Below are 13178 nucleotides of genomic sequence, written 5' to 3' on the forward strand. Positions count from 1 at the left end.
TCATAGCGTCAGGCAATACTCACGACCCACCGGATCACGTAACGTCGTGCGATCCGCCGTCACCCGCACGATCGAGGCCCCTGCCGCCGTATGCCGCCGGGCCTCGGTATCTCGATCCGCACACACCAGATGCGGATGCATCCCCGGCGGTCCGTCGCCCACCGGCTGCATCAGCACGTTCAGCGGCGTGGGCCGCTCACGGGTGAGGGCCTCGCTCCAGAAACGCCCCTCCACGTCGAACAAGGCCGACGGCACGTCCAGACACATCCGGTGTCGTCGGCCCTCCGTCTCCGGCCACACCGACTCGCCGCGCCACGGCACCAGACTGAAGGACAGACCGGCAGGCGAGTGCAGATCCACCAGCCCGTCGCCCCGGTGCAGGATCGTCGCACCTCGCCCGACCATGCGGTCGGCCTCCGCGGTCAGGTCGGACACATGGAGGCGCAGGTGCGTCCGCGCCGGCTGATCAGCGACGACCTGCATCCGCAGGAAGGCATCACCGTACGCCGGAAGCAGCGTCACGAACGCCTCACCGGTGCCGCACCGCGGCGACAACGTCGAGCCGGTCACGTCTGCCCAGAACTCCTCCGCAGTACGCAACGGGGAATCGAGGATCCCGGTAAGCCAACGAATCATGCAGGCCATGGTAGGCGGCGGGTCGTCGTACGGGGCCCGATGTCGCCGTCCACGAGCCGACAGCGCATGTGTCACGAAAGCGTCGCGGCGGCGTCCGACGGTGCGGTCAGCGGTATCACCCTCAACGGGGGAATCTTCGCCGGTCCGTTCGAACACGCCCTACCGATCAGCGGGGTCAAGGCCATCGGCCGCGACGCCGTCATGATCGACGACATTCGCGTCCTGATCGCCCGCGCCGACGTCGGCGACGCCGCCGACCTCCGTGACCGGTCTTTCTCCGCGCAATAGACGGCTGGCAGCTGTCCGGCTTATCCGTGACAGTCGCATGAAGAACGCGGTGTCAGGCGACGGTGCCGCGCAGGTGGGGCCTGGCCGGTGTCCGCTAATCAGAGGAACCGTGCGCGAGCTTCTCGTTCACCGGCTTCTCGAACTGAACCTTGCGCTTGCCCTTCATGTGGTCGGCGAGCGTCCGGTAGACCGCAGGGTTGACCTGGCTGTGGCGCAACCGGTCGCGGTGGTTCTGGTAGTCGGGGTTGACCAGGTAGCCGGCCACGACCAGCGACGTGGTGCCCGCGATCAGCGCGGCGGTCCTGTCCTCGTCGGTGGTCCCCGTCTTGCCGAACACGGGATGTCCGACGACGCGCTGTGTGTCAGCGGCGGTGCTGCCGTCGCATCGACCGAGCCGAGCCTTATCGCCGACCGGGCAGCGGGCCGCGTCCAGCGCCGCGCGCGCCACATCCTTGCTGGTCGCCCGGACGCAGTGCGACTTGCCGACGTTCAGCTTCTCGCCGTCCCGGGTGACGATCCGCTCGACCGGTGTCGGCTCGCAGTACCTGCCGTCCGCGGCCAGCGTGGCGTACGCGTTCGCCATGTCCAGAGGCGTCGTGGCTGATACGCCGAGGGTGAAGGCGCCCCACTGGTGTGCTCGCTTCGGGGAGGCGAACTTCGCGTCGTTCGAGGATCGGAACTTCACACCGAACCTCTTGGCGACCGCCACCGCGTTCTCGGCGCCGATCCGCTCCTGCAGCGGAACGAAGTAGGTGTTGATGGATTTACCGAAGCCGGTCCACATGTTGTAGCGACCCACGCCACCGCCGCCGGCGTTGCTGGGGCACCAGAAGCGCGTGCCGGGGCAGGCAGAGTCGTTGCCGCGGTCGACGATGTAGCGGGTCCTGGCCCGCTTCTCGGTCTTGATGGTGTAGTCCAGCGGGTAGCCCGCTTCCAACGCGGCGACGATCGTGAAGATCTTCATGACCGAACCGGCCTGGTAGCCGGTGATGTCGCCGCCTCCGGTGAGTAGCGGGTTGGTCGTGTTCGGGTACGAGCCACGGATGCCCTTGGCGGCCTTCTTCGGATCGGAACTCAGCCCGTTCTGCGGATCCGACGGATCGTCCAGCTTGTACCGCCGGTTGGCGGCCAGCAGCCGTACCTTGCCATTGCCGGGTTCGACCGCGGCGAGCAGCAGGGCGTTCTTGTTCTTCTGGGAGATCAGCTGGGCGATGCGGCGCCGAGCGTCCTGCTGGGCGTCGACGTCCAGAGTCGTGGTAATCCGATAACCACCACTCTTCAGGCGACGCTCCCGGTCGTACGCGTTCGTTCCGAACTCCGCGCGACTCATCCACCAGCGGTAGAAGTAGTCACAGAAGAAGCCCCAGTTGTTCTTGGCCACCGACACGCAGCCGTTTCCGACCGGCTTGAGCTTGCGCGGTATGACCTCCTTCTTCGCGGCGGCCGCCTCGGCGGCGGTGATCACGCCCATCTCGAGCATGCCGGGAATGACATAGCTGTTTCGGCGCTGTCGGATCAGCTCATGACCGTCCCGGCTGGCAGGGTTCATACTCGTCGGCGCCTTCACGATGCCGGCCAGCATGGCGGCCTCGCCGATCGTGAGGTCCTCGGGCTTCTTGCGGAAGTAGAGGTAGCTGGCGGCAGACACGCCATACGCCCGGTTGCCGAAAGGGACGATGTTCAGGTAGCGCTCCAGGATCTGGTCCTTGGACAGTCGCTTCTCCACCTGCAGCGCATACTTCATCTCGGAGACTTTGCGTTCGGCCGTGTCCTCGGTCGCGTCGACCACCTGCTGCGGTGTGGTCGCCGAGTACGCCAGCGACATCCGGACCCACTGCATCGTGATCGTCGACGCTCCCTGCTTGGACCTGCCGTTGTTGTTGTTCACCAAGGCCCGGGCGACACCCTTGAGGTCGACGCCGTTGTGGTGGTAGAACTCCCGGTCCTCGGCCGCCACGATCGCGTCGCGCATGTGTTCCGAGATGTCCTTCAACGGCACGTCGCTGCGGAATTCGTCGTAGAACTGCGCGATCTGGGTCTTGTTGTCCGACGCGTAGATCCGGGTGATCTGCGGCGCTCTGACATCCTGGAGTTCGCTGGGCAAGCTCGCAAAGGTCTGGCCGCCGGCCTTGGCCATCAGACCCGACATGGCCACCGCCGGAAAAGCCGCCGCGGCCACGACAACTCCGGCGAGCGCACCACAGAGCAGCAGCGAGAACGTATTGAAGTAGACGGTGTGCTCGCGTCGACGCTTCCAGGACCTCATCGCACCACCTTTCGGAACTCGGTCATCATCGACCACCGCCCACCCTTCCCCGGCATCGGACGCTCACGCGAACCGGGCTTACGGGATCCCGGATCCACCAGGACGGCCCTGCCGCCGGTCGCCACAGACACGGCGTATCGCGGCACGGCTCGGATTCGACCAACACTTCACCATCTTTGTGACGATCCACGATCAGTACGCCTGCGCTCTGGTGACACCTGCTGAAGGCGCCAAGGCCGGCGAACCGCCGCCGGACATCGGCGTACTGGCCCACTTTCCCGTCCGCGCGACGAAGCACATCGGGCGGGGCTCTGCATGCCGCGCCGCGTCGGTCACTTCGCGGCAGGTCTCGGCGGCCTGAGGACCGCAGTGCCAGTCAGGAGCTCAGAAGCAGCTTTCCGGCACCACGTCCATGGCGATCACCACTAACCCGCCCGGTCGAGCCGGGCAAGGATCGCTTCCATCTGGGCGATCTCCTCCCGTTGGGTCCGGACGATCTGCCGACAGAGCCGGACAGTTTCGGGATCGGTGAGCTGTGCCCGCTCACAGGTCTTGATGGCGATCGAGTGGTGCGGAATCATCGAGCGCGACAGCTGCTGGTCACCGACGAAGGTCTGGGTGCGGATGGCGGCGAAGGCTCCACCGAAGACCAGAGCGCTGACGGCGAGCAGTGCCACGTTGACGCGCGGCTTCGGGAACATGCGCCACATGGCGAGGACCATGACGATGATCATGGGTGCCACCATGGCGACGGCCATGGAGAAGCGGTTGAGGTTGAGCCAGATGTGGTCGAAGTCCCAGACGCCGCTGTACGTCAGCGCCCACATGACAAAGAAGTGCACGGTGATCGCCGCGGCGAGGGTCGCGTAGGGCCTGCCCTTCATCGACTTCTCTCCTTGTCCCTGCGGCCCGGTGCCACAGACGGCCCTGACTACCCACCGGCACTCGTCCCGACCCGTACGTGCGGACAGGAGTCCTGGGCTGCTCGATCGTCGGGGTGAGCGCAAGCTGAGCACCCCGATGGTGGCCGTGGTGATCCCACCCCGGTTATGGATCGCCGGAACTGTTCCCGAAGGGGCTCACCCGTGCGCTCCCGCCTCGAGAAGGACCTGCCGGACGAGCCCCGCCTCCACCGTGACCCGCAGTCGATCCGCATCGAGGAGCTCCTGTCGTTCCGTCGCCGCCACCAGGATGCCGAGATGCTCCTCGATCAACCGTTGATGTCCCGGTCTGCTGGTCGACCAAGCCAACTCACGCAGCAGGGAGAACAGCCGGGTCGTCACCTCAGGGTCGCCGACTCCGTAGTGCCGGGGCTGGGTCAGGGCAAGGTCGAGCAGCGTACGCAGGTCGGGTCGGCGCAGCGCCACCCGCACCTGCCCCTGGTCGTCGCGCACGAGCGAAGGCCCGAGATCACGGCCCGCCGCTGTGCACAGCAGCGCCGAGATGTACCCGAGGGCGTGGACCGCGGTCGTCGGGTCGTTGACGCCCGGGGAGAGCGCCTTGACCGCGACGTCGACGAGTTGGCGCAGGCCGAACGCGATGTCCTCGGTCGCTGTCCGCTCGAAGCCGGTCCTGATCGCTTTCCGCACCCGCTGCTGCACCTGCGTGACAGTTTCCTCGTCGAGAGCGCCGCCGTCATTGCGCCAGACATTTCCCACGGGTGTTCCTGCGACGAGAAACTCTCCCGGCAGCCGATCGATCGACACCACAGCGTCGGCGCCCGCAGCCGCGGCGAGCAACGCACGCTCGTCCGTGGACGTGAGGAAACCGGAGCGCCCCATACGCAGTGGCACCGCAGTCGCCGGTGTGGTGGGTGCGACCGGCTCACCCTCATCTGCGGGGGACCCGGTCAGCAGATTGTCCATGACCTCCGACGTCTCGGCGTGGACCTCCTTCAGCAGCGACTCCACGCGCAGCTGCCGGGCCAGGTGCGCCAGGAAGACCACAAGCCCGAGAACGCTGCCCAGGCCCAGGATGAACGCCAGGGACACCGACAACTGAGGCACAAACGCGGACGGCGAGTCGAGCGACGCCCGGACGGTACGCAGGACAGTCAGCGCATAGGTGAAGGTCGCCAGTAGCAGGGCCAAGGTCGCGTGCACAACCCGATCGCGAGTGAAGGTCCGCAGCAGCCGCGGTGAGAACTGGCTGCTGGCCAACTGCAACGTCACCACGGTCAGTGAGAAGGTCAGCGATGTCACCGTGACCAGGGAACCGGCGATGACCGACAACACGGTGCGGGCCGCGTCCGGGCCACCGGAGAACAGATATCCCGTGACCGCGTCCGGAAAGGTTCCGACCACGCGTGCGTCCAGCGCCGGCAACGCGATGCCGAGACCCGCAGCGGTGAGTACCCCGAGCGCAGGAATCGGCCACAGCTGTGTACGCCAAGCCTCGCGCAGCACTGCCCAGCGTCGTGAATCGTCGCTCATCCGGGCTTCCTCGCGGTCAGCACAGCGAGGTCGCGAACGCGTGGAACACCCATGTCAGGGTGGTACCCGGCGAGGTCGGACCGAACCCCGGCCCGGCCAGGACACCCGGAGATCCGGCCCGAGCGCCTCACAAATCGGTGGTCGTGGCGGTGATGTCCTGAGACAGCTGCCGAGCTGAGTTGATCAGTGGCTCGTGGCTGAACGCCTGCGGGAAGTTGCCGACCTGGCGGCCGGCGAGCGGGTCCCACTCTTCGGCCAACAGCCCGACGTCGTTACGCAAACCGAGCAGGCGCTCGAACAAGGTCACGGCGTCGTGCTGACGGCCCAGGCCGTGCAAAGCGTCGACCAGCCAGAAACTGCACGCCAGGAAAGCGCCCTCGCGACCCGGCAGCCCGTCGACGCCGGCCTCGGTGCGGTACCGCAGCACGAAGCCGTCCTCGCACAATTCCCGCTCGATGGCGTGCACTGTCCCCGCGATCCGCTCGTCGCGCCAGGGCAGGAAACCGACCCTCGGCAACAGCAGCAACGACGCGTCCAACTCGCTGCCCCCGTAGTACTGGGTGAACGTATTTCGCCGCGGGTCGAAACCCTTCTCACACACGTCACGGTGAATGTCGTCGCACAGCGCGCGCCAGCGGTCGACCGGTCCATCGAGACCGAACTGCTCGACGCCGCGGATCATCCGGTCCGTTCCGGCCCACGCCATCACCTTGGAGTGAACGAAGTGCCGCCGGGGCCCCCGGACCTCCCACAACCCGTTGTCCGGCTCCTTCCAGTTGCCCTCGAGGAAGTCCATCAGCGCCCGTTGCAGGTCCCACGGGTCCTCCGACGCGCCCAGGGTCGTGGCGCGTCCCAGGTGCAGGCCCTCTAGGACCTCGCCCCAGACATCGAGCTGAAACTGCGCGGCCGCGCCGTTACCGATCCGCACCGGAGAGGAGTTCTCGTAGCCGGCGAGCCATGGCAACTCGTACTCCGGCAATCGACGAGTGCCGTCCAGGCCGTACATGATGCGCAGCTGTGCCGGTGACCCGGCCACGGCCCGCAACAGCCAGTCCCGCCATGCCCGGGCCTCCTCGACGAAGCCACTGGCCAGCAACGCCTGGAGAGTGAACGTCGAATCGCGGAGCCAGCAGTACCGATAGTCCCAGTTGCGGCTGCCGCCCAACTGCTCGGGCAGCGAAGTCGTTGCCGCCGCCACGATCCCCCCGGTGGGTGCGTACGTCAGCCCTTTCAGGGTCACCAACGACCGGCGCACGGCATCCTGCCAGCCGCCCTGATAGGTGCACTGATCCATCCATCCGGACCAGAAGGACTCGGTCTCGTCCAGTGCCTTGACCGCGTCCACCGGCTCCGGAGCCGGCTCATGCGACGGCGCCCAGATCATCACGAACGGCACCCGGTCACCGGCGGCCACCTCGAAGTCAGCCCAGCTGGCCTCATCCTCGCCGCGCAGCGGCACCGGCGAGCGCAACCAGACCGCGTCCGGCCCTGCTATCGCGGTCAACATGCCGTCACCGTGACGCACCCACGGAACAATCGAACCGTAGTCAAAACGCAGCCGCAGCTCACTGCGCATCCGGACCCGGCCACTCACACCCTCCACGATCCGCACCACATCGGCGGCGTCCCCGCGCGGCGGCATGAAATCCACCACCCGCACCGTGCCGTCCGGGCCGGTCCATTCGCTCTCCAGCACCAGCGAATCGCCCCGATACCGCCGCGTCGTGCACGTGCCGCCCGCGGCCGGCGCCAACCGCCAATGACCAGCGGACTCGGCGTCGAGCAATGCCGCAAAGCACGCCGGCGAGTCGAACCGCGGCAGACACAGCCAATCGATCGACCCGTCCCGGCCGACCAGAGCAGCCGTATGCAGGTCTCCGATCATCGCGTAGTCCTCGATACGCCCTGCCATCCGACAACTCCTCACTACCGACTACGTCATAGAGCCACTCCGCACGATCAGCATCCGAAACGAATCGGAAAGGCACCGCCGACGGTGCGGATGCGCCGACACCAATGCCGGCCATGACTGCTCACCATGCGGTGCCGACCGCTCCGGGCCATTTCTCGCCACGCCGAACCCACCATGCCAGACAGCCAGCACTCGCGCATGGCTCCCGCCACACCCGGTCGGACCACAGCACCGGGACGGTCGGTCACCACTATGAGCGTGGATCGCGTCTCACCGCCGGCTCGGGGTCGCCGCCGGCGCGGTGCTGTCCGCACCGCGCCGGCCGTCATGCGTAACGCGTCAGGGGGTGTACTTGGGGATGAGCTCGGTGGTGATCCGGCGTGCGTAGTGCTCCGCCTCGGCGGTCGGCGGACGGCCGTTGGCCTCCGTCGTGGCGACCGGGCCCGCGTTGTAGCCCCACAGCAGAGCCGTGGTGAGGTCCACCGGCACGGTGGATACCTGACTGACCAGGTCGCACATGTAGCGGCCTTGGGCGATGATGGCGTCCGGCGGATCGAACGGGCTGGTCCAGCCGTTGCCGTTGGCGTCTGTCCCGTACGCCGCCCAGGTGCCGGGCAGGAATTGTGCGATGCCTTCCGCGCCGATGGACGAGACAGCATCGGGGTTCCACTCCGACTCCTGCTCGATCTGGGCTGCGAGGAGCGGGCCGTTCACCGCATCGCAGGTGACGGCGGCCTGCCTGACCCAGCTTTCGTATTCACCCGGCACGTTCCTGACATCCGGCGATCCGGCCCACGCGGGCCCCGCTATGAGCGCCGCACCGCCGCTCGCCGCCAACGCCACACCCATCGCTCTGCCGATGATTCTGAGCATTTTTCCTCCTCGGTTCGCGTGGCTGTCCGGTACCCGTGCCGGCGTGGCATTAACGCAAATACATCGATGTCACCGTACTGACATATTTCGCGCTCCGTGGCCGTATCTGCACCGAGAGAAAGGCTGCTTCATGACTCCGATGGCGCCCCGGTCCCCGCGAGGTGTTCGCCGAGATCGGGTAGCGCACAACCCAGGCCCGGTAAGCCTCACCGGTGACGGCGCCGTCAATCCGGCACGCGAACCTTCCGGCAAAAGCATCGCCACGGACGGACCCCGCAGTTGATGCGACGCGACGATCGTCGCGCCGCATCTCGCTCTGATCCGAATGACCGGCACACATGCCCGACGCCGATATCGACGGCGGGATCAGGCATTTCCGCAATCGCTCAAGCGCCGTGAGACGAACAGTGGCTGCGCCGGCTGGAAGCGCCGATGAGCGTGCTCGGCGCCATTTCCTGCTGATGGTCCTCGACCAGAGCCTTGCTCGGGACCCCACAGCTCCAGCAGGTGCCCGTGGTGCCGTTCCTGCGGCTCCTGCGGCCGCTCTGGGCGGCCCGGTTGCTCGGGGTGGCCGAATGGCGTCCTCGGCCCTGCGGGGCTCACGGTCGGCCGGACGGCTGTCGTCCAGTCGGCTGGACCCAGGACACCACCACGAACACCTCGCCGCCCGCCGTGACGACAGCGCCACGCCGCCATCGGGAACGAACACATCGCGTCCTGCGTGGTGGTCCAACGGCGCAGCAGTGCCCTGAGTGCCGACGGCAGTCGCGGAGCGGCGCCCGGCATCGGCGTCAGGCCAGTCCGACAGTTTGCCTACAGCGGCGCCTACGGTGAGGGCTGCGTAACGACTCCGCTCTCCGGGGCATCAGGGCGCGGCGAGGCGGTCGATCGCTGGAGCCGGCCGATCTCGCTGCCCTTGGCGTCACGCAACACCAGCACGTCAACGTCGAGCTGCACGGTTTGGGTCTGAGTCAGCCAACGCCCCAGATTCACATTGTCACAGCCGATCAGGGTGCTCGGACCGCTGGACGCCTCGAATCCACCGTCCGAGTCGACGCTCCAACGCCCGGACAGACCATTGCAACCGTCCGTACCGCGCCAGGTGCCGTCCTGCGCGAACTGCACGTACGGAGTTTCGTGCCAACGGTCGCTCCGGGAGACCACCGGAACCCAACGACCTGAGAGCTCCTGCTGTTCGAGTAGGTCCGCCCCCGCGGAGGGCCGGGCAGGAGACGCCCCACCCGTCCCCGGTGTGCGGCCGGGTGTGGGTTCCCCGCATCCGTTCAGCGCCGCGCACACCACGATCAGACCAATCAGAAAACCGTTCCGACACCGCATTGCAGCCCTCCTCATTGCTCAGGTCTCCCGCGGGAAGCAGCCAAGCGACAACCGATCTCCTGTCCGCAGCAGCGATTTCTCCGACGCGGATCGTGGAATCTTGACAACTGCCTGGGCCGTCCATCCTCTTCCGGTTCGAGCGTCTCTATTCTTTGCTCTCGAGCCAAGTCAGGAGGGCCTCCTTCCGGGTGATTTCTTCCCGCGCCTGGCCTGGCACAGGGCTTGCCTTTCATCAACCGCCTCTGCTGCCGAAAGGGCCCGTGCCGTGAAGTAGACGAGCGTTTGTGTGGTGCGGTGCCTACCCGCGGAATGCCCGGCAATACCAGCCGCATGCAGGCGTGTCCCGGCGGCGAACAGCGCCGAGACCGGCGAGCCCGGTTGGGCTTGATCTTGGGCCTCTCACCCGAGCGGCGGCGTTCTCCGCGTCCTCACCAGCCATCCTGAGGGCATGAGTGCTCGTCTGACGGCGGCCTTCCCATAGAGGGACCGGACCCGCTCCCTTCCTCCGCCAGTGCCCACCCGGACGGCGGCTTTCCGATGACCCTGGACCACGGATAGGTACGGCACCGCTGATTCGGGCTCTGGGCGACCGGGTAGCAGTCGCAGTCCGCACCCGAAGAGCGGCTGTGCGACCGACACCTGCCATGCCGGACGACGCCCTGCCACCGGCGCATGGTCGCCTACCCCGCGACATTTCGGCTACCAGGACCTTGTACCCGGCCGGGCACCTGGACCAGGAGCGCCGATCCCCGCGGCGCGGACGCTGCTGACCGTGACAGACACGATGCCGGCGGCGCCCCGAGGCCCGATCGTGCCGCCACGGATCGGGGAACCGACGTCTGGCCCTCCCACACCAAGGACGATCTTTGATATGGACGATCGGAGAGCACACCCTGAGTGGATCGCACGGATGTGGGAACGGCTGCGCACCGGCACCCGCGCCGGTATCGAGCTGACCGTGAGTGCGGCCCGCGAGTCGATGCGCGACCGGGTGCTCGGGCTGGCGGCCGAGGCGAGCTACTGGACGATGCTGTCCCTACCGCCACTGCTGCTCGCGCTGCTCACGCTCACCGGGCAGCTGGGCACCGCCTTCGGCGCCGACTACTCCGAACCGGTGGCAGCCGCCATCCTCGGCTGGGCCGATGGGGTCTTCACCGGGCAGACCATGCGCGAGGTCGTCCGGCCACTCGTGATCGGCACTCTGCACGACGACAATTCAGGGCTGCTGTCGCTCAGTCTGCTGCTGGCGTTGTGGAGCGGATCCGCGGCGCTGGGCAACTACGTCTCTGCGATCACGGTCGCCTACGACATGGAGGGCCTGCGCAGCTTCTGGCGTACCCGGCTGCTGAGCCTGGGCCTGTATGTCGGCGCCTTGATCGTCGGCACGATCCTGCTGCCGCTGCTGGTCCTCGGCCCCGGCGTCCTCACTCGCCTGCTCACCCGACTGCCCGGACCGGACCTGACATGGCTGGTCACAGTGGGTTACTGGCCTCTCGTGTCACTGTTGTCCGTGGCGGCTCTGACCTCGCTCTACCACGTCGCCGTGCCGGTGCGCACCCGCTGGCGCAGGGACCTGCCGGGAGCGATCGCGGCCATGGTGGTGTGGATCGCCGGCAGCGTCGCCTTGCGCACTTACCTCGCGTCGGGCCTGCGCAGCGACACCGGAGCGGCGGCCGCGCCGATCGCTGTCCTGCTGTTCTTCTTCCTGACCGCCCTGGCCGTACTGATCGGGGCAGAACTCAACGCCACCATCGACGACAGATGGCCCGATGCCTCGACCCGGGAGGGACGCCGAGATGCCAGGAACCGACGTGCCCGAGCCTCCGGCGCGCGCCGAGGTGGCCCGGCACCCGGTACCGGGTAGGACCACCCGGCTGCTCCCAGGCATTGATCGCGCCGGCGTTCGGATCCTCGCCCGCCCCGAAACCCCCGACCACAGACAGCAGGTTCAGCAAGGTGGCCGCCGTCTCGCCGGAGCTTTCCGCACCCCGAGGACCGCCAGCCGATACACGCCATCACCGCCAGGAGCGGCGCCGCCATCACCGTGTCCGGAATACCCGGCCGCGTGCGCCACCGAGCAGGCCGACGCCTTGAACGAGAAGATCATCTGACCCGAACCGGCTCGTGACCGTGATGGTCGCAGCAGCGTGTGCGCCGTCGAGACGACAGCGGCCGATTCACGAAACTGTCATGGCATCGCCGGACACGTGCGATCTCGTTGCGCAACACTTTTCCACCAGATGGGGCCCGAGGCTGCTGACGGTCCGCCCCTCCCCCGGGTAGCGGATCAGGCGCGGCTATCGGGCCCCATCGCACCAGCGGGCACCGTCGCCGCTCAACCTGCCGGCGACGGTGACTGCACCGGCGTGGATGCACCGCCCGAGGCGGCCGCCGAACCTCCGGCGACCAGGACTTCCTCCCGCTCGAAGTCGCCATACAGGCCGGGGTCCGCCAGCCCGTACCCGTCGCGGTAGATCTCGTAGTCGAACTGGCGGACGACACCAGTCACCTCGACTTGCTGGCCGGCCTCGACACTCCTCGCCGGTGCGGAGATCACCAGTAGTGTGTCGTCGCCGTACTCTCTCCCGTCCAGCACGAAGGAACTCGGACCGACCACTCTGGTGACGGTACCCAGCACAGTCACTGTCCGACCCACATAGGACGGTCCGCCGAAGTAGGCGTCGGTGATATCGCCGATCTCCGGGCTGGCCTCCGTGGTAGCGGCCGGTGGGGTCGCGGGGACGACATCATCGTCTTCGCCGCAGGCGCCGAGAATGAGCGGCACCGCGAACAAGCTCGCCGCGACCGACATCCGGATGCGGTAGCGCTTCCGATACGTTCTCATCGTGCTCCTCCTTCAGCGCTTTCGATTGCCCAGGCCCATGCCCGGCATCCGTCGCCCGCGCCGGCTCAGCCCACGGCAATGAACCGGGAGATCCTCGCGGGCACCACCATCCCGGTAACCTTCACCTTCGCCCTCGCCGGTCCGTCACGGTGGAAGCATCGGTGCAGCCGAACAACGCCGTCCAGCCGCAGCCGGAGCAACAGGTGCTACGCCGGCCTGCGCCGTAACGGCGGAAAGATCACGGGTCGACATGCCCGCGCCGTTCGTCCTCCCACGTGGTCAGCCGGTTACAGACGTCGGCGACGCCCGGAACTCGCCACACCAGGCGGTGCATCAGAGCGTTCAGCGCGCGGGTGACCACGACGCCCTCCAGAACGACCACGCCGTTCTGCACCTCCAAGACAACCCGGTTGCCGGGTCCCTCGAGGTCTCCGCGCAGACAGTCGGCGATGCGCAGCATCAGTTCCTCGTCAGCGGGCAGCGCCGGGCCAGGACGGACGAAGAAACCACCGTTCGGGACACTGTCGAAGGGGGAATCGAAAGAAAAGTACGGAATCATGGGAACCTCCGGGCGGGGCCGGCGGGGCC

At 67.4% G+C, this 13178-nt stretch carries 11 protein-coding genes; 2 read left to right on the forward strand and 9 right to left on the reverse strand.

The genetic code is table 11. The annotated features are described in order from the left end of the window. Window positions 1-636, reverse strand: a complete 636-nt coding sequence (locus tag Aau02nite_RS24165) for a VOC family protein (protein ID WP_212990831.1) — start codon at window positions 634-636, stop codon at window positions 1-3. A 66-nt stretch (window positions 637-702) separates the two neighbouring features. Between Aau02nite_RS24165 and Aau02nite_RS24170 the strand changes: the two genes are divergently transcribed. Continuing rightward, window positions 703-924, forward strand: a complete 222-nt coding sequence (locus Aau02nite_RS24170) for a hypothetical protein (RefSeq protein ID WP_212990832.1) — start codon at window positions 703-705, stop codon at window positions 922-924. A 94-nt stretch (window positions 925-1018) separates the two neighbouring features. On the opposite strand, the gene Aau02nite_RS24175 is transcribed toward Aau02nite_RS24170, so the two are convergent. From Aau02nite_RS24175 to Aau02nite_RS47450, 6 genes are all read right to left on the reverse strand, one after another. Then, a complete protein-coding gene (locus tag Aau02nite_RS24175) occupies window positions 1019-3190 on the reverse strand; it encodes a transglycosylase domain-containing protein (protein WP_212990833.1) in 2172 nt (723 codons plus the stop codon). Window positions 3191-3615: 425 nt separating this feature from the next. Then, entirely contained in the window at window positions 3616-4074 is a 459-nt protein-coding gene (locus Aau02nite_RS24180) for a DUF305 domain-containing protein (RefSeq protein WP_212990834.1), read from the reverse strand. Window positions 4075-4269: 195 nt separating this feature from the next. Further along, window positions 4270-5622, reverse strand: a complete 1353-nt coding sequence (locus Aau02nite_RS24185) for a DUF2254 domain-containing protein (protein ID WP_212990835.1) — start codon at window positions 5620-5622, stop codon at window positions 4270-4272. Window positions 5623-5749: 127 nt separating this feature from the next. Then, window positions 5750-7534, reverse strand: coding sequence for a glycoside hydrolase family 15 protein (locus Aau02nite_RS24190; protein WP_212990836.1), 1785 nt, complete (start codon window positions 7532-7534; stop codon window positions 5750-5752). A gap of 339 nt (window positions 7535-7873) precedes the next feature. Continuing rightward, window positions 7874-8377 carry a lytic transglycosylase domain-containing protein gene (locus Aau02nite_RS24195; RefSeq protein ID WP_212990837.1) on the reverse strand — a complete coding sequence of 168 codons (504 nt, stop codon included), beginning with the start codon at window positions 8375-8377 and terminating at the stop codon, window positions 7874-7876. Window positions 8378-9232: 855 nt separating this feature from the next. Beyond that, window positions 9233-9760, reverse strand: coding sequence for an META domain-containing protein (locus tag Aau02nite_RS47450; RefSeq protein WP_307857949.1), 528 nt, complete (start codon window positions 9758-9760; stop codon window positions 9233-9235). 856 nt (window positions 9761-10616) lie between these two features. Here Aau02nite_RS47450 and Aau02nite_RS24205 point away from each other — a divergent pair. Further along, on the forward strand, window positions 10617-11609 hold the full coding sequence (locus tag Aau02nite_RS24205) for a YihY/virulence factor BrkB family protein (protein ID WP_212990839.1): 993 nt from the start codon (window positions 10617-10619) through the stop codon (window positions 11607-11609). A 471-nt stretch (window positions 11610-12080) separates the two neighbouring features. Here the strand turns inward: Aau02nite_RS24205 and Aau02nite_RS24210 are convergent, their stop codons facing one another. Both Aau02nite_RS24210 and Aau02nite_RS24215 read right to left on the reverse strand, forming a co-directional pair. Beyond that, window positions 12081-12557 carry a single stranded DNA-binding domain-containing protein gene (locus tag Aau02nite_RS24210; RefSeq protein WP_212990840.1) on the reverse strand — a complete coding sequence of 159 codons (477 nt, stop codon included), beginning with the start codon at window positions 12555-12557 and terminating at the stop codon, window positions 12081-12083. A gap of 271 nt (window positions 12558-12828) precedes the next feature. Continuing rightward, window positions 12829-13149 (reverse strand): BON domain-containing protein, encoded by a 321-nt coding sequence (locus tag Aau02nite_RS24215; RefSeq protein ID WP_212990841.1) that lies wholly within the window; start codon window positions 13147-13149, stop codon window positions 12829-12831. Window positions 13150-13178 lie beyond the last annotated feature (29 nt).

The organism is Actinoplanes auranticolor, from assembly GCF_018332655.1.
GTDB classification, from domain to species: domain Bacteria; phylum Actinomycetota; class Actinomycetes; order Mycobacteriales; family Micromonosporaceae; genus Actinoplanes; species Actinoplanes auranticolor.

Bases quoted from the DNA above. Each gene is read 5' to 3' on its own strand.
- Aau02nite_RS24165 (WP_212990831.1), bottom strand. From the start codon at position 636: ATGATTCGTTGGCTTACCGGGATCCTCGATTCCCCGTTGCGTACTGCG.
- Aau02nite_RS24215 (WP_212990841.1), bottom strand. From the start codon at position 13,149: ATGATTCCGTACTTTTCTTTCGATTCCCCCTTCGACAGTGTCCCGAAC.
- Aau02nite_RS47450 (WP_307857949.1), bottom strand. From the start codon at position 9,760: ATGAGGAGGGCTGCAATGCGGTGTCGGAACGGTTTTCTGATTGGTCTG.
- Aau02nite_RS24210 (WP_212990840.1), bottom strand. From the start codon at position 12,557: ATGTCGGTCGCGGCGAGCTTGTTCGCGGTGCCGCTCATTCTCGGCGCC.
- Aau02nite_RS24175 (WP_212990833.1), bottom strand. From the start codon at position 3,190: ATGAGGTCCTGGAAGCGTCGACGCGAGCACACCGTCTACTTCAATACG.
- Aau02nite_RS24205 (WP_212990839.1), top strand. From the start codon at position 10,617: ATGGACGATCGGAGAGCACACCCTGAGTGGATCGCACGGATGTGGGAA.
- Aau02nite_RS24190 (WP_212990836.1), bottom strand. From the start codon at position 7,534: ATGGCAGGGCGTATCGAGGACTACGCGATGATCGGAGACCTGCATACG.
- Aau02nite_RS24180 (WP_212990834.1), bottom strand. From the start codon at position 4,074: ATGAAGGGCAGGCCCTACGCGACCCTCGCCGCGGCGATCACCGTGCAC.
- Aau02nite_RS24170 (WP_212990832.1), top strand. From the start codon at position 703: ATGTGTCACGAAAGCGTCGCGGCGGCGTCCGACGGTGCGGTCAGCGGT.
- Aau02nite_RS24185 (WP_212990835.1), bottom strand. From the start codon at position 5,622: ATGAGCGACGATTCACGACGCTGGGCAGTGCTGCGCGAGGCTTGGCGT.